Source organism: Candidatus Limimorpha sp. (genome assembly GCF_056203535.1).
In genome coordinates, this window is the sequence record NZ_JBADWU010000073.1 from 1 (window position 1) to 18,026 (window position 18,026).

Sequence of the window (18,026 nt, forward strand, 5' to 3'; positions counted from 1 at the left end):
ATGCGCGGTTCCTGAGCTTGTCGAAGGATGCGCATCCAAAAATCCAATCTGCGTAAAATCAGCGTCATCAGCGAAATCTGCGGTTCAAAAAATCATATTCCGCCAAGACGGGAGAAAGTAAATGCGGAGTAAATTTGTCGAATAATTATGAGTAAATTTCTAAAGGGAAACAAATCTAACATAAATCTTTACACAAATCTTTTTCTTGTTCTTTCCTTTTTTAATCCATGTCGGTGCGCCTCATCGGTCGCCCGACAACTGTCATCGTCAAGACGATGCCAGCAACAGGGGCGGAAGGATTTTGGGGCGATTAGCCCACGGCGGCTTGCCGCCATCATTCTCCAGCACGAAAGCAAGGATTTATGATAGATTTATGAAAGATTTGTTTCTAAAAACATCTTGCGCCAGCCAATCCGTAGAAATTCATGCGCTTGCGCATCCAAAAATCCAATCTGCGTAAAATCAGCGTCATCAGCGAAATCTGCGGTTCTGAAAAAATCAATCTGTACAATCCGTAAAATCTGTAGTTTGTTGAAAATCAGTGTAATCTACAAAATCTGCGGCTTCAAAATATCACCTCCATCAAAAAAATCCGCCAAATTTCTTTCCAATCTAAATTCTATTCTTATATTTGCAGCCAAATACTCAAATCAAACAATTTTATTAATTAACTAAATCCTAATAGAATGAAAAAGAAACTACTCATTTTGACGATGGCTTTTGTAGCATTAGCCACAGTCATGCTTACTTCCTGCAAAAAGGAAGAAAAACCTTCTTTTGAAGGCTCACGTAATGACATTACTGAAATGAAAGAAACTCCAAATCGAGGTATTGATCCAGTTTTGGTGATTCAAGAGTTGGCAAGAAACTACGGCATGATATTTGACTTTGATAATCTTTGGGGACCATATAGTGTTTCTCTCAATTCTATGGTTGATATTTATGTTGTGCCATCGTCTTGGTCTATTTACAACAATTTTTATCTGACATTCTTTCTAAACAGAAGTGCAAATTTACTAGGTATATATGTAGCGGATTTGTCTTATGCTTTTGGGTTAAAAGAATCGTCATTTGCTCCTCCGTTTACTTCATATTACTATGAAGTTGTTGACCCAGAGCTTTTTAATGTAGGTGTTGACAGCAATCAGAAAGACTATAATGTTGTTTTTACAGGAGAAGTTCAAATTAGCGCTTCAAATGGTCAGCGTTCTCTTGTCGTTGATAATAATATCGGTACAATTCCTAATATTGACTATAATCTTTTCTACAATCTTTCTCATGGTATTTATACTTTAGAGCGCCCCCATATGTATCCTATGAGTTCGAGTTTTGGACGTATCGAAATGGCATTTTGTATGGCCAATACTTTTTATGTAAACTTTTATCAATAATCAATAACATTAACATTCTTTAAAAAATTAAAAATGAGAAAATTTTCATTACTTTTGATGACTGCTGCCTTACTGATTGGCGGTAATCTGATGGCACAAGAAGTGCTAGTTCGGGACTCTTTTGAAGAGTACACTGTTGGCAACGGCCTTATGACCGAATCAGCCGCTGCTGGAAACGATTGGTGGGAATCATGGCCAAGCAATCCTCCTGCGACAGAACCTATCATTTCTGACGAATTTGCGTCAGATGGTGTAAAGTCTGCGCATTTGACCTACCGTAATGATGCTGTTTTTCTCCTTGGTAACGAAGAAAACGGCATCTACGACCTTGAGTTCGACATCCTTGTTCCTCAGGGCAAGAACGGTTACTTCAACATCCTGCACAACTATGCTGGTTCAGCCAGCACATGGGCTATGCAGTGCTACCTCCACCTGACCAACGATGGCTCGACCTCAACTTCAGCTCCGGGCCACGGCACCATCCACGCCGGTTCAAACGGCACCGCTGACGTTGCTTGCGTTTACGATGCTTGGATGCACTTCCGTCTCCATGTCGACACCGACAACGATGTGGCTGAATACTACTACACCGCTCCGGGCGAATCGGAAGTTCTCGTCTGCACATGGCAGTGGAGCTTGGACAGCTTCGGTGCAAACACCGTTGGCCGTACCCTTTCAGCTATGGACTTCTACCCTCCAGAGAATGCCGCTACATCAGAATACTATCTTGATAACTTCAGCTTCACAAAGCTTAGCGGCGAATCAGCTCCACTCATGAGTGTTGACGTTGACGATTTCTATTTCGAACTCGAAGAAGACGACATGGATTCTCAAGCCTTCACTATCAGCAACGATGGTAACTCAATCGGCGACTACATTGCTTACATCGACTTCGGCGAAGGTCAAGGCGGTTCTGCAACACAGCAAATCTACTACGACATTGATCCTAACCTCGAAACCGGTGACAACATTTCAGGTGTCGGCCTCAATATTGAAGAACCAGAACTGATTGAAGTTGGCGCTATGTTCTCAGCTGCTTCATACGCTGGCGCTGTCATGGGCACCAAGATCACCAAGGCTGAATATCTCATCGTCGAATTCACCGAAGGTGGCAACGGCATCGAGCCTAACACTCCTCTCACATTCCGCATCTATGGCCAAGGCCTCTATGGTCAGCCAGGCGCAGTGCTTGCCGAAAAGGTCCTGCCTTACAACCAGATTGTCAACAACCAATGGAACACCGTCACTTTCGACGAGCCAGTCGACCTGACCGGTTACAATGTTTGGGCTACCTGTGAATTCACACAGGCTATCGGCGGTTATCCGATGTGCTTCGACGGTGGCACACACGTCGAAGGTGGCGACATGTACCGCACCAAGGGCGGTGGCGCTTTCAACTCGGCTTCAGCTAACTTCTCACAAGATTATGGTAACTTCCACATCCGCATCACCTGCCAGGGCAGCCCAGTATCTGCAACTTGGGCAAGCATCAACAAGGCCGACGGTTCTCTTATGGCTGGCGCAAGTGATGAAATCAGACTGTCTGTCAACTCAATCGGTCTCAGCGAAGGTGATGAATACGAAGCAACACTCGTCATCAACAGCAACGACCCAGAAAATCCTTTGATTGTCCTTCCTATCACCCTCAAGGTTGGTGATGTCAACGTTGATGAAAACTCAAGCGTTTACAGCATCTATCCTAACCCAACAACATCACAGGTCACCATCGAAGGTGAAAACATCAACAGCGTGGCTATCTACAATGTTGCCGGTCAGTTGGTTCGCGTTCAGAAGCTCACTTCTAACGTCCTTGATATGAATGTTGAAGCAGGTGTCTACTTCCTCAACATCATCGACAACAATGGCAACAGCACTGTTCAGCGCGTTGTCGTTAAATAATCCTGAAACGTAATAACGTAAATCTGATACGAAAGCGGGGCGCAAATTTGCGCTCCGCTTTTTTTTGTGTAGGGAAAGTAAATACGGAGTAAATTTGACGAGTAAATTGGGAGTAAATTTTTATCGGACATAAATCTGACAAAAATCTGTCGCAAATCTTCATTGCTGTGCAGGAATGATATTTGCGCCAGTCAAATCTGTGTTAATTTATGCGCTGTTCCTGAGCGAAGCCGAAGGACGCGCATTTGAAATTCAATCAGCGTAATCAGTGAAATCAGCGGTTCAAAAAATAAAGTTCCGCCAAAGCGGTAGAAAGTAAATTCGGAGTAAATTTTAGAGTAAATTATGAGTAAATTTTTTCTTTCGCCAGCCAATCCGTGTTAATTTATGCGCTTGCGCATTAAAAATTAAATCTGTGTAAAATCAGCGTCATCTGCGAAATATGCGGTTCGAAAAAAACAATCCGTTCAATCTGTAAATCTGTAGTTTATTACCCGTCAGCGTCATCTGCGAAATATGCGGTTCTGAAAAAATCAATCCGTCCAATCCGTAGTTGCTCAAAAATGTTGCATATCGCAAATTATTCCCTATATTTGCCGCGAATTCAATTGACTTTGCTTATGCGTCACATATCATTCCTATCAGTTATTGCCTCAATTCTGTTCCTTGTTTCGTGCCATCCCGAGGTGGATTTGTTTGCCGATTACAAGGAAGTCCCTGTCATTTATGGCCTTTTGGATGCCGACGCCGACACCAATTTCATTCTCATCAAGCGTGCCTTTTTGTCGGAAAATGCCATGTATTATGCCGCTATTCCCGATTCAACCAGCTATCCGGGGCGTTTGGATGCGCGTCTGGTGGAATACGTCGATGGTGAGAAGTTGCGCGAAATTATCCTCGACACGATAACCAAATGCAACAAGGAGCCGGGTGTTTTCCCTTCGCCGAAGCAAAAGATGTATTATACGGCGGAAAAACTGCATGGCAACACCGCCAAACACGAATACAGCTACCGGCTACTTGTCGCTTTCAAGGATTGGACTTTGGAAGCCAAGACCATAATGGTGGGCGGCAGCGATTTTGCGGTCTGGAGCCGGACGGCCAATTTCTCGATGTTTCCTGATGAAGCCTATCCGAGCAAAATGTTTTTCTATCCGGCCTTACACGGAGCCATGTATCAGGTGACTATGGAGTTTTCTTTCGGAGAGCAGCGAGGCGATGACGGCGACACCGTCACACGCACCATGTCGTGCGATTGGGGTGTTTATGATGCCAATGAGTTGAATTTCAAGGATGGAAAGTATTATCTCAACTATAGTTGGAGGACTTTCTATGCCAATTTGCGTGAGTTTTTGGGTGCTGATACTGTCCCGATTGGCATCAAACGCTATATCAGCGATTGGCCTGTCACTTTCTATGTCTGTGCCGGAGGCCGCGAAATGCTGGAGTATAACATGGTTAATGGTGCTTCGGGTACCGACATGCAAGACCAACTTGACTACAGCCCCATTGATGGTGGCATTGGCTTGTTTTCGTCGCGCAGTTTCAGGGAGCAGCGGGCGCGTCTGGCTGGCAATACCGTTCCCGAACTGGTCGAAAAAGGCTGGGGCTTTAAGTTCATTGGCGGAGAATGAAACGGAGATGTGTGGAGGAATTTTTTAAAGGGGAACAAATCTAAAACAAATTTTGTCTTACATCTATGTTTTTAAAAACCTCAAACTTATATGGATTCCCGCCCTGCGGTCGGGAATGGAGAGTTCGGGATTAATAAAGAAGCGGCGACGGCCTATCATCACGTTTAATGTGAACCTCACACGCCGCCGCCTTTATGATACCCCTAACTTTCTCCATTCCTGTCGTCAGACGGAAATCTCAAACTTATGTTTTCGCTGTCCAAAAAGCGGAAGCAAATATTTATGATAGATTCATGAAAGATTTGTTTCTAAAAACATCTCGCGTCAGCCAATCAGTGTTAATTTATGCGCGGTTCCTTGCGCTCTCTGAGCTTGTCGAAGGATGCGCATTTAAAATTTCCGTGTCAATCCACTAAATCCGTGTTCGATTCAAAGCAGTCTATTGAAAATCAGTGTAATCTGCGAAATCAGCGGTTCGAAAAAATCTCTGCGGAAGTCAGCGTAATCAGCGGGAAAAAAGCCGTCCAGAATTCACATAGGTTGAAAGACGAAAACCGGCTGCGGTATTTCCGCTGGTTTCAGATACATGATCATGTAAACCGGCATATAGCTGACTTTGCCCGACTGTTGCATGTTGCCTGATGAAAACACGATGCTCCTTTGAATGTTGTAGTCGTTGTTGTCCAACACATTGCTTAATGCGTTGTGTCGTTTGTAGTCTTTCCCCGACTTTACCTCGATGGGAATGACTTCGTTTTCGTGTTCGATGACAAAATCCAGTTCGCCTTGACTTTTGCTGTTGAAATAGTGAAGGGGATAGCCATGAGCCTTTAGCTCTTGGGCAATGAAATTCTCGAAAATGGCACCGAAATTGATGTTGGTTTCTCCCGATATGATTTGCAGTTGAAATTCAGAGGCATAACAGCAGGCCAAAAGCCCTACATCATTTAGAAATAGTTTGAAAAGGTTGCGCTGCTCATTAAGCCGCAACGGGATGCGTGGTTCATCGACATTGAAGACCGGCAAGGCGACACCAGCATCAGCTAACCAAATGAAACTGTTTTTGAAACGCTCATATTTGGCATTTTGGTTGAGCGTTTTCATGATGAACCGCTTGTTTTTGGCATTCAGTTCCGATGGAACCGTATCGAAAATTTCCTTGATGTAGAGTTTGTTGTCTGGGTCGTGTTTAGCAATGTCTTTATAATACATTCGGATGATGCTTTCCTGTTCATTGCGTACATGCTGCAAATTGTTGGTGGACAGGTATTTCATTACTGCTGATGGCATCCCGCCAATCACGAGATAAAGCCGAACCAGTTCCAGCATTTTTTTGTGAACCACTTCATCGACACATTTGTGCTGCACGAAACATTCATTCAGATGAGCCATCACTTCATCGCTCATGCCCACGGCAAAGGCAAATTCTTCAAAATCAAGTGGAAACATTTCTTTTTCGGTCATGTAACCGACAGGAACACTTCGTAAGTCGTTCAATTCGACACCTAATAATGAACCGCTCATTACATAACGGTAGCTACCTTCGTCGACGAGAAATTTTATGGCAGTAACGATTTCTGGACATTCCTGAACTTCGTCAAAGAAAATCAGGGTTTTGCCTGGTATCAGTTTCTTGTTAGCAAAGGCAGATAGGCGCAACAAAATTTCACTTACGCTGTTGGGCTTGCCGAAAATGGTTTTCAGTTGCGGTTGTTCGACAAAATTCAGTTCAATAAACTGCTCGAAACATTCTTTGCCGATCTTCCTGACGGCGAAGGTCTTTCCGACTTGTCGAGCACCAGTAACGAGCAAGGATTTCTTTTCTTCTTTGAAGAAATTTGTCAAGTAGTTGTAAATCTTCCTTTTAATCATTGTCTTTGCCATTTTTTCATCCTGTATTTTGCTTTATTCTGCCGTTTTTCCAACCTATTTTCGGTCTATTTTTACCGTTTTTCCAACTTTTATGAGACGCAAAAATACAATTATTTCCAATTTAATGGCCAGATTCCCCCAAAAAACTTGTGTCAATAAGATCTGCGAAATCTGCGGTTCGAAAAATAATGTTCCGCCAAGGCGGTAGAAAGTAAATTCGGAGTAAATTTTAGAGTAAATTTAAAGGGAAACAAATCTAACATAAATCTTTACACAAATCTTTTTTTATCATTGTCTCCACCATCGTCATTATCGCGTAGGCGAGGACGGTTGTCGATAATAGTCATCGTCAAGACGATGCCAGCTACAGGGATGGAAGAATTTTTGGGGCGATTAGCCCAAGACGGCTTGTCCCTTCGATGCTTCGACAAGCTCAGCAACCTAAGCTCAGGGAACAACCATCATTCTCCAGCACGGAAGCAAAAATTTATGATAGATTTTTGAAAGATTTATGTCCAAAATCCATCATGCGTCAGCCAATCCGTGTTAATTTATGCGCTTGCGCATCCAAAAATTCTGCGCAATCTGTATTATCTGTAGTTTATTGAAAATCAGCGAAATCTGCGAAATCTGCGGTTCGAAAGAATCCAATCTGTAATTATAAAAAAACAACCTTATTTTGTAAGATTTGCTTCCAAATCATCAAATCACCGAAACACCAGCTCGAACACGGTCTTTTCCGGCGTGCTTTCCAACAAATCGATGGAGCCGTTGTGAAGGTTCATGATTTGGCGCGAAATGCTGAGGCCGATGCCCGAACCATTTGGTTTAGTAGTGAAGAAAGGTACGAAAATCTGTTCCTGACTTTCGCGGCTGATGGCTTTGCCGTTGTTACTGACCACGATACGCACCTGCTCCTCGGCATTGATGCACGCTTCAATTTCAATTCGGCTTGCCCCGGCTTGCACTGCGTTCTTTATCAGATTCACCATGATTTGCGACAGCTGGCTTTCATCAGCATAAAGGATAATGTCATCTGAAAGTGCTGTATAAGTGCATTTTGCATTGGCAGCAGCGCATTGTTCCGAAGTCAGGTTGATGACTTTCTCCATCAATTCCGAAAGCATGATGGCTTTCTTAATGGGTCGCGCCACACCCGCCAAGGCGCGATACGACTCAACGAATCTGATTAAATCCTTCGATGAAGATGAAATCGTTTTCAAACCTGTTTTCACATCTAATTGTGTTTCTTCGGGATGCTCGACGGAGCGGCTCAAAGCCTCGCTCAAGGAGGCTATCGGGCTGACCGTATTCATGATTTCGTGCGTCAGGACACGGATGAGTTTTATCCACGATTGCTGCTCGTCGCGCTGGCGGTTACGTTCTAATATCCAACGCATTCGGTTTAGCGTGGTGTTGAATTTCCCATTTTCCTGAAAGCGGAAATTCATCTCGTCATCCTCAAAAGCATCAAGCATATACGCCACCTTATTTCGGTCTTTGCGCCGCACGATGATGGCCGTAGCGATGGCTGTCACCGCAACACTGGCGAAAACAATCAATATCACGAGCCATATTTGCATCAGATACCGTATTTTTTGAGTTTGTTGTATAAGGTCGGTCGGCTGATATTCAGCGATTTCGCCACCAAAGTCAAATTGCCGTTATGCCTTTCCATAGCCTCTCGGATGGCTTTTTCCTCCGTTTCCTCCAAGGTTTGCGTCTGGGTTTCGGTTGACTTTGACACCGATGTGATTTTCAAATCGTTTGGCGTGAGCATAGTGCTTTCGGCAAGGATAACCGCTTTTTCGATGCAGTTCTGCAACTCACGGATATTGCCGCTCCACTGCTGGTTTTCAAGCACTTCCCTACCCGATTCGCTCAAACCTTCAATGTTTCGATGGTATTTTCCGTTGAATTGCCTGATAAAGATTTCAGCCAAAGGCAAAATATCGCTTTTACGTTCACGAAGCGGCGGCAGATGCAGCGGCATGGTGTTGAGGCGATAATACAATTCCTCGCGGAAACGGCCTTCCCTGACCATTTTTTCAAGGTTCATATTGGTGGCGCAAATCAGGCGGATGTCAATCGGAACTAACTTATTATCACCGACTTTCGTAATGCTTCTGTTTTGTATGGCGCGCAAAAGCTTAGCTTGAAGATGCAGCGGAATGTTGCCGATTTCGTCGAGGAAAAGCGTGCCGCCGTTGGCTTGCTCAAACTTGCCGATGTGGTCGGCATGGGCATCGGTGAACGCGCCTTTGACATGGCCGAAGAGTTCGCTTTCAAACAAAGTCTCGGTGATGGCTCCGGCATCGACACAGACCATCTGACGGTTGCTTCTTTTGCTCAAGCGATGGATTTCATTGGCTAGGACATCCTTTCCCGTGCCATTTTCGCCAGTAATCAAGACCGTTGCATCAGTTGGCGCAATCTTGCCGACATGATGACGGATGGTTTGCATGGCCTGACTTTCGCCCCAAAACATTTCGACGCTTTCGTCTGACACTCTATGTTTTGGAGAATCCTTGCAAGCCTTTTGGCAGGCATTGTTCAAGGTGGCAAGCAGCTTTTCGTTTTCCCAAGGCTTCACAACGAAATCGAAAGCACCGCGACGCATTCCCTCAACCGCCAAGGCAATGTCGGCGTAGGCCGTAAACAGCACCACTTCGGTTTGCGATGCCATGCGCTTGATTTCCGTCGTCCAAAAAAGGCCCTCGTTGCCCGTGTTGATGTCGGAGTAAAAATTCATGTCGAGCAGTACAACATCGGGCTTGAAGGTCTCCATTTCGGAAACCAAAGTCGCGGGCGAAGCGATGATTTTCACCTGCCCGAAATGCGGCGGCAGCAACAGCTTCAGTGCAGCGCGAATGCCCTGATTATCATCGACTACTAAGATTTTGCCTTTGTTCATAAGCAACTAATTTATTCAGATTCCTTCATTTACAAGTTTAGCTAATAAAGCCGCAAAATCGCCGATGTCACCTTTGACACTTGCTTTTTCCAACGATGCCATATATTCACTTCTGACATTTTGCGGAACGATTGTCCATCGGTAGCCGCCCGAAGCCAACATGACATTCATCAGGAAACGCCCCATACGCCCGTTGCCGTCCATATAAGGGTGAATGAACGTGAACATGAAATGCCCCAACACAGCCCGCACCCAAGCATCCGTTTCGGCTTTCAGCAAGTCAAACAAAACCGGCATGGCATCTCTCACGGCTTCCGGATTTAATGGCGTGTGCATGGAATTCTTAATGTATACTTGTCCAGAGCGATAGCCAGCAAGGTCAGTAGGTTTGATGATGCCAGCCATAACGCAAGGTGCAAACATTTCACGATACCAGTTCCTATGGTCTTCTGCCACAGTTTCGCCTGCATTTTCCCCTTCAAGAATCCGTTTAATGCTTTTTCTGACTTCCTGAAACGCTTGCCAATAGCCCCTTGCCGCAAGAGCGTTTTTATTCTCTTTGTCTGATTCGTTTTTCTCCGGATTCCATTGCCCCGTCCTGACTTTTTCAATCAGTTCTTCGGTCACTTTGTAGCCTTCGATAGAGAGGGAATGATAGGCATCCTGCTTGTATCTTTCATCAACATCAAGCAAATAGGATTTCGCATCCATTAATACAGTAACCTTTGGTTTTACAGATAAGACATCGCTTCTCATATTTTGCCACATCAGCCTGATACGAGTGGCGTATGGCGACACATCACGCACAAAATCAATCTTTTCTGCAAAAGGGTCTTCCTCGCGCACCACATAGCCCAACTTTTCCATAGTTGTCTTGATTTCGTTAGCGACCATCGGCATTTGCACATTGTTGAATGCTCCTATCAGGCGTCCTGCTTTCGCCGAGCGGCCTTTATCCAAAAGAAACGGCAAGACATCGGAAGCATCGCGGATGGTGGCCAGGGCCGTTCTCGCCGTAATAGTGTCATTCTGGAAAAAAGCGGGAGAAGCCATCACAAGCGCTTCGGGAATACCATACACGTTCAAACCGTAACGCGATTCCTTGACTGGCATTGAGGCGCAATCCGCTTTCAGGAAAAAAATACTGCATCCGAAAAGCAGATTGACAAGCGTATTCTGGCATTTCGGCGAGCGCACTATCACTTGCGGCGAAATAGTCCAATCGCCTGTCGAAACATCCAAAGAAGCCTCAACGGAAAGACTCCAGTCTTCACCTAACTTTTCGCGCGTATATGTCGACACAAAATCCCTATATGATATGTACCAATCAGTCGTGTCACCTGTTTTTGACGACGGATTAGAGGCAATGTACCATCCATTGATGACTTTTGTAAGGAAACCATTTTCCTCAAGCCGTTCAAGATGCGTGCGGGAAATGTCGGCAGAACGGACGACGAAAGTCTTTTTGTCCTGCTGCAATTGTCTCAGAACCGACAATGACTGGGCGAGTTTTTCTGCTGGTGTTGCCATGATGTTTCGTTTATAATACGCTGCAAAATTACACTAATTTTTTCGCTGCGCAATTACACGTAAGTTTTTGCTGCGCAATTACACGTAAGTTTTTGCTATGACACACGCAAATCCTATGATTTTTAGGTCTGTTTGCCATTAAAAATATGTGTAATTTACAGATAAAATTCATCGCATTTTATTTATCATCATATTATTGATAATCTGATATTTAACGCAATTTCATTGTGGTAGTTGGCCAATTTTTGTTATGGCACTTGGCCGATTTTTGTTGTGGCACTTGGCATTATTTTATTTCTGCCATTTCAATCTTTCAGACTTCCGATTGGGACGACCAAAACGCCATCGGTTCTGCGGTAGGCATAATCGCCGACACCAGTGAGAATCATTAGAAAACTCGGCTTTTTCATGCGTTCCGTGTCAATTTTTTCAGATAATCGAAGCAGATTCTTCGCTCCTTCGCCGATGTTTGCATCACCGCCAAGTTTAATTTCAACCAATCCGTATGTTCCGTTTCTCTTATGAATGACGGCATCGCACTCCAGCCCTGACTTGTCGCGATAATGATAGACAGTTCCATCAATAGCATCAGCATAAACACGCAAATCCCTGATACACATTGTTTCAAACATAAGTCCCATGGTCTCCAAATCATCCAACAAGTCTTCAGGGCCAAGACCCAAAGATGCCGTTGCAATGGAAGGGTCGGTGAAATAGCGCGTGTCGCTTGTGCGTATTGCCGTTTTTGAACGCAGATTCGGATTCCATGCAGGGACATCTTCAATCACGAAGATTTTCTTTAAAGCGTTGATATACGAATAGATAGTATTCTCATTCAATGTATCTTCATCATTCACTTTCATATCGGCCAAAATAGTTCCGACAGGAGTTTGCGCACCCTGAAGCCGTGCATACGATTTCATCAGCCGCTCGGCGCGTTGCGGATCACGCGCAACACCATCGACACGCGAAATGTCGGAGCGTGTAACGGCCTTATAATATTCCTTTGCCTGCATAAGCGCCGCCCTGACACTTTTTTTCTGAGTGGCTTGCGGCCAACCGCCACGGCAAATCAGAAAAGCGAGGCGGTCGATGTCAACCGAAGAATTTCCGTCAACCACCGAGGGATTTTTAAAGAGTGCGGCAAGGCTCACATCGCCACTTGAATCGCCTGATTCCCAGAGGCTCATCGTGCGCATGGTAAGCCAGGCGAAACGACCTGTTCCCGTATGGAAAATGTCGTCATTGGATGGCGGAACAGCCGAACCTGTCAAAATGAATTGTCCATCTTCACCGCGTCTATCCACCTCAAAACGGACAGCATCCCAAAGTTTGGGCGCAATTTGCCACTTGTCAATCAGCCTCGGCACTTCGCCACTCAACAGCTTGCTGATGTTTGTGGTGACAAGCGTAATGTTCTGTTCCTTTTTCTCAGGATCAGCCATGAACAACACGCTTTTGGCCTGCTGAAGAGCCGTAGTCGTCTTGCCGCAATACTTTGGACCTTCTATCAAAACTGCTCCCATCGCCTCTAATTTTTCACTTAGCAAAACATCTGCAATTCGCCGTCTATACGCAATCATTTTTTATTGATTTTTATTCGGCGGCAAAATTACACTAATTATTTTAATTATCAAACATTTAACAATATTTTGTTATGGCACTTGGCCGATTTTCGTTGTGGCATTTGGCCAATTTTCGTTGTGGCACTTGGCATCGTTTTTGGGGCCGTATCACTATAGAGACGTTTCATGAAACGTCTCTACAATCGTATCGTTATTTATGAGACGTTGCCGTAACGTCTTTTTGGGACAAATAACGTAAGGTTAATACACAAACCATCACTTTTGCAGTACATCGACTATTTTCCTTTTACCAACAGTGTTCACATTCAACAGCGTAACTCCTGACAATAGCAACACAAAGACCAACAAAACACATAAGGATACAATTACAATTGAAAAATCGCTAATATGGAAGGCAAAATTGCGAAGCCACCGCATTGAAACATAACATGACAACACAATTGCGGCAAAAAGCGGGAAAACATACAGCATTAGTTTTCTATTGATATAATACACTCCTATTTGCGTTGGCGTCGCGCCATACACTTTACGTATGGCCATGTTCGCCGCTTCCTGATTTATATGATAAGATATAATAGCAGCAAAGCCTGTAAGCGACAACAACAATGCTGCAATGAAGAAAATCATAGAAAGTGTTCCCATTTGAGATTCCTGCCGATAAGGCTTTTTGTCATCCACAAAACGATAGTCGAAGGAAGATGTATACAGATATGGAGCGACAGCATCTTTTATGAAAGCCAAAGTCTGTTCTTTTTCTTCTGACATAATTTTCACCATTACATTGGGCTGATTTTCAGGATAATAAAGCATAACCAAAGGCAAGATGGCATCATGTAAATCCCTGAAATTAAAATCTTTGACAACTCCAACAATACCGCCTTCGCCAGCAAACGTTTCAATTCGTTTGCCAATTGCATCATGCGCTGTCATTCCCATCGCTGCAGCGGCAGTCTCATTAATCACATATTCCCAATTTCCCGCGTAAGAGCCTTCAAAATAATCATCAATGTTCAGATTTTCATCAAGAAACCTTCCTTCTATTAATTGTAATCCTATCATTTTCATAAAAGAAGCATCTGTAGTCCAAACATAAAACGGCACATCTTCCTCTTTTCCTTCCCATGACACATTTGAACTAAAGCCTCTAATGTCTTTCACACTTCCTTCACACAATCCGACTTCTACGATTCTTGGGTCTTGAAGCAGTTTCTCCTTGATTAAAGGAACTTCATAACTACTGATATTGAGCGCATTGATAGATACTATATCGCTTGTATTGATGCCGTCTTCATGATTTCGCATAAAAGAAAGCTGGAGTAAGATAGTAAATGTGAACACAGCCATTAAAGCCGACACTGCAACCTGAAAGACAGAAACACCGTTGCTAAAACGGATGCCTTTGCTGAAACGCATCCGGCTTTTCAGAATGTCGGCAAGCCTGACGCTATGAAGGCAATAGTACTGAAACATAACGGTAGACAGGGGAAGTATCACAAGCAAACCGAAAACGAAACAAATCACAGGCCAGCCTATTTCAACCTGAATTTTTGATTGCATAAGAGACTGAAAAACAGGAAGCAACAAAAAAATTAAAAGCAGAGAAAACACTATTGCAAAGGCAGTATTTAAAAATGATGATTTTGCACTTTCTGCCAATATGACGACATCGTTTCCTCCAAATACTTTCCTAACAGCCATGTCTTTTGTGTGCTTTATCATGCGCGACACATCCAGAGTAGCACAATTGACCACCATGACAACAATTATCAAGACCATTCCAACAATAATGATCCAAACATAGGCCGACTTACCATTGTTGGTACTGTAAGGGTCATCAAAGTCGGAATGAAGATGAATATCGTACAATGGCTGGAATTCAAGGAAGCGATGACGGTCATAATCAGTCATTTGAATACGAGCCAAACGATTAGCTTCAGCAGTTGAAAAATTTGCATGAGGATAGGTCTTGACATAAACACATCCATCAAATGTAGCATTGTCTGAAACTTTCATCTCTCTTGCATCTTTTGGCACCACAATGTCAAAAGGCAAGTGAGTGTTTGCAGGGACATCTACGACCAAAACTATTTCCGACACAGTTTTATCGCCCATATGAAAGACCGAAATTGACTTCCCCAACGCAGATTCCTTACCGAAAAGTCTGTTCGCTATGTCTTTGGAAACAGCAACCTGGCCTGGTTCCAAATCCGTTTTTTCAAAACCTTCAACTATAGGATATGAGAAAAAAGAGAAAAAATTACTGGTGGAAACAATTGCGTCAACAAAAATACCTTCATCTTCGTCAACATTTTGAATAGAAAAAGGACTTTCACCTTCATTCTTGCACAAATAGAATGACAAACCATCCTCTATTTGAGGAATTTTAGCAGGAAGATCTTTATAAAGTCGGCAGACCACATTAGGCTGTCTTATGCCAGTAGTACTTTCAACGGAAACCAATCTGTAGATCCTCTCGCCATCCTTATTGAAATGGTCGTATGAAAGCTCATTCACCACCCAAAAGAAAAGCAATCCCGAAATAGTAATTCCTATGACTAAGCATAGAATATTTATCAGTCCGAAACGCCTTTCGCTATTGTTTGCTCTAATTTTCATTTATTTAGTGTTTTTTCAAATTATGAAATGTTTTTCTGTATGATTTCATGCAAAAATACAAATTATTGTGAAATTGAATGAACAGAATGCTTTGTGTTTCTTGCCGTTAAACAATCCAGATGGACTCATTCCGTCCGAATCGATTTCACTGGATTTTCCGTCGCGGCACGCAGCGAACGCAAGGTGACGACGGCCAGCGTAATGGCCAAAACCACCAACAACGCCATGACGAAAACCCACCAATACAGGCGCGTGTGATAGGCGAAGCCTTCGAAATAGCGTCTGATGACGAAATAGGCAATCGGGACGGCTATCGCGAAGCAAATCAGGACGATATAGATGAATTTGCGGTTGAACATGAGCAAGATGTCCTTGATACTGGCACCTTGCACACGACGCAAACCGATTTCCTTGCGGCGGTATTGCGTCTCGAAAAGCACCAAGCCAAACACGCCAATCAACGAAATGAGAATGGAAATCAGGGAAAAGACCGTCACCAAAGTGGCAAGTTTTTGCTCCTGTTCGTATTGACGGCCCAATTCCTTGTCGAAGAAATCTATATCAAGGCCTTCGTGATTGATATTCGGCGACATTTCGACAATTTTATCTTTCACATAATCAATAACTTCCTTGATATTGGCATTTGATGCGGTGCGGATATAGACATGCGAAAGGAGTTTCCACGAATTCGGGCCGAAAATATAAAAGGCAAACGGTTCGGTTTCGTGTTGCAAAGGCATGAAATTGAAATCCTTGCAAAATCCGGCAATGCGCGTCTCGCCATTATGTCCTTCAACTTTGTCTTCCAAGGTCATTCCGTATTGGTCTCTTGCCTTTTCGTTGAAGATGAAAACGCCCATCGTGTCAAGTTCGTCGGCTTTTGAAAAATCGGAGCCTTCGTCCATTTCCATCTTCATGAAATCCAAAAAGTTATAGGAAACCGGATAACACTGGAAAGAGATTGATGTCTCTTTGAAGTTGCGCCCCCAGCCCATGCGTTGTTCTGCAATGAAATTCCCGTTGGCGAAAGCGACATCAGAAATCTGCGGATTCTTTTTCAATTCTGAAGCAAAAGTCTCCCTATCATCAAAACTGACGACTAAACGAGACGGAATTTCTCCCGTCAACAGCTGTTCCTTGTCAAATCCCATATCATAATTCATCAGATAATCGTGCTGCAACTTTACAAACGAAGCACTGATAATCAGCGCAATGGAAATGACAAACTGCACGCCGACCAAAGTCATGCGCAGGCGTTGTCCCGATTTCGACGCGCCATAATTGCCTTTTGAAGTCAGGGCCAAAGGGAACGATGTGATGTAATGCGCTGGATAAAGTGTAGCGATGACGGCAAAAAACAAACCTGCGCCAACGACGGCAGCAACCATCGGCAGATTGTCGGCAAGCGCAATGGATACGGAAATGTAACTTGCGATGAATGAATGTTTAAGCACAAGAACGATAAGCAAAGCAAAAAGCAAGGCAATGACCACCAATCCGACAGCCTCGAAAACGAAATTCAGTTTCATGCTGGCGATTGAGCAACCATAAACACGATGCGTGTTCACGCCACGGATGCGCTGCGGCACCATCGCCATGAAAAAATTGACGAAATTGATGAAAGCAATGACAATCACTAAAATGGCAATCATCAAAAGCGCATTGGTCGTCGAGCGGCTGCCTTTGCTGCCTGTCAGACTATCGTTGGCAAAATAGGTGTCGTAAACCGAAATAAGCCTGAATTTATCCGCTTGGTTACGTGCTATTTCTTCATCGTAATGATAAACTTCCATAAAGTATTCTTTTGCCTTTGCTTTTGCGACTTCTAAGAACTGCTGTTCATCATCGGCGGAATGTAATTTGACGAGATGCGCAAAACTCCATTCGCTATAGTCGTCAATCCAAGCATCACCCACATCCTTAAACATCTCTACACATTCCCAATTGCTGTTTTTTGGAAAATCGGTGACAATTGCTACGACTGAACGCTGGTTCTTCCCCCATTCATTGCCAAAGCAGAAAGTATCACCGACATCCAAGCCCAAACGCTTTGAAGCCGATTCCGTAATGACATAGGCATCTCCCGCTTTACCCCAATTGCCTTTCACCAGCTGCACGCCTAACATTTCTACGGCATTATTAGAAACACCAAAATCAACGGCATACGCATTAAGATTTTCGTACGAATCATTTTCATCGTTCTGAATGAGTACTGGAGTTTGACAGAATTTCACCATTTGATTGCCTAACGCGGGCATCAAGCCGAAATCCTCGACGGCAGGATTGCCTTCGCAAATGGAATTGCCTAAGGGACGAGATAAGAAAGAAAAATAACTTCCTGATACTGTCCCAAAACTTCCTCCGTCCATTTCCAAATAAAAGACACGCTCGCCATCAGGGACGGATTTGTTGAAAGTGAAATCGTGGCGCACCTGAACAAGAATGAGATACGCCGTAGCAAACGCCACCGCCAGCCCGATGATATTCAGCACCGAAGCAGCCGTAAAGCGTTTTAATGTCGTTATGAAATTCTTGATAATCATGATGGTTGTGTTTTGTGGATTTTAAATAAGTAGCCATACAA

At 43.8% G+C, this 18,026-nt stretch carries 10 protein-coding genes; 3 read left to right on the plus strand and 7 right to left on the minus strand.

The annotated features are described in order from the left end of the window. The first annotated feature begins 686 nt into the window (after nt 1–686). From AC06MN_RS08545 to AC06MN_RS08555, 3 genes are all read left to right on the plus strand, one after another. Nucleotides 687–1,391 (plus strand): hypothetical protein, encoded by a 705-nt coding sequence (locus tag AC06MN_RS08545; protein ID WP_475671946.1) that lies wholly within the window; start codon nt 687–689, stop codon nt 1,389–1,391. 33 nt (nt 1,392–1,424) lie between these two features. Next, a complete protein-coding gene (locus AC06MN_RS08550) occupies nt 1,425–3,290 on the plus strand; it encodes a T9SS type A sorting domain-containing protein (protein WP_475671947.1) in 1,866 nt (621 codons plus the stop codon). 620 nt (nt 3,291–3,910) lie between these two features. Further along, on the plus strand, nt 3,911–4,924 hold the full coding sequence (locus AC06MN_RS08555) for a hypothetical protein (RefSeq protein ID WP_475671948.1): 1,014 nt from the start codon (nt 3,911–3,913) through the stop codon (nt 4,922–4,924). Nucleotides 4,925–5,455: 531 nt separating this feature from the next. On the opposite strand, the gene AC06MN_RS08560 is transcribed toward AC06MN_RS08555, so the two are convergent. The 7 genes from AC06MN_RS08560 to AC06MN_RS08590 form a co-directional block, all read right to left on the minus strand. Continuing rightward, nucleotides 5,456–6,796 carry an ATP-binding protein gene (locus tag AC06MN_RS08560; protein ID WP_475671949.1) on the minus strand — a complete coding sequence of 447 codons (1,341 nt, stop codon included), beginning with the start codon at nt 6,794–6,796 and terminating at the stop codon, nt 5,456–5,458. A gap of 707 nt (nt 6,797–7,503) precedes the next feature. Next, a complete protein-coding gene (locus AC06MN_RS08565) occupies nt 7,504–8,379 on the minus strand; it encodes a sensor histidine kinase (RefSeq protein WP_475671950.1) in 876 nt (291 codons plus the stop codon). Further along, the gene (locus AC06MN_RS08570; RefSeq protein WP_475671951.1) at nt 8,379–9,710 is read right to left on the minus strand and encodes a sigma-54-dependent transcriptional regulator; all 1,332 of its coding nucleotides are present in this window, start codon (nt 9,708–9,710) and stop codon (nt 8,379–8,381) included. Before AC06MN_RS08570 ends, AC06MN_RS08565 begins: the two co-directional genes overlap by 1 nt. Before the next feature lie 15 nt (nt 9,711–9,725). Then, nucleotides 9,726–11,240 carry a Fic family protein gene (locus tag AC06MN_RS08575; protein ID WP_475671952.1) on the minus strand — a complete coding sequence of 505 codons (1,515 nt, stop codon included), beginning with the start codon at nt 11,238–11,240 and terminating at the stop codon, nt 9,726–9,728. 305 nt (nt 11,241–11,545) lie between these two features. Continuing rightward, on the minus strand, nt 11,546–12,766 hold the full coding sequence (locus AC06MN_RS08580) for an ATP-binding protein (protein WP_475671953.1): 1,221 nt from the start codon (nt 12,764–12,766) through the stop codon (nt 11,546–11,548). A gap of 315 nt (nt 12,767–13,081) precedes the next feature. Then, on the minus strand, nt 13,082–15,442 hold the full coding sequence (locus tag AC06MN_RS08585) for an ABC transporter permease (RefSeq protein WP_475671954.1): 2,361 nt from the start codon (nt 15,440–15,442) through the stop codon (nt 13,082–13,084). 125 nt (nt 15,443–15,567) lie between these two features. Further along, on the minus strand, nt 15,568–17,985 hold the full coding sequence (locus AC06MN_RS08590; protein WP_475671955.1) for an ABC transporter permease: 2,418 nt from the start codon (nt 17,983–17,985) through the stop codon (nt 15,568–15,570). Nucleotides 17,986–18,026: the final 41 nt, after the last annotated feature.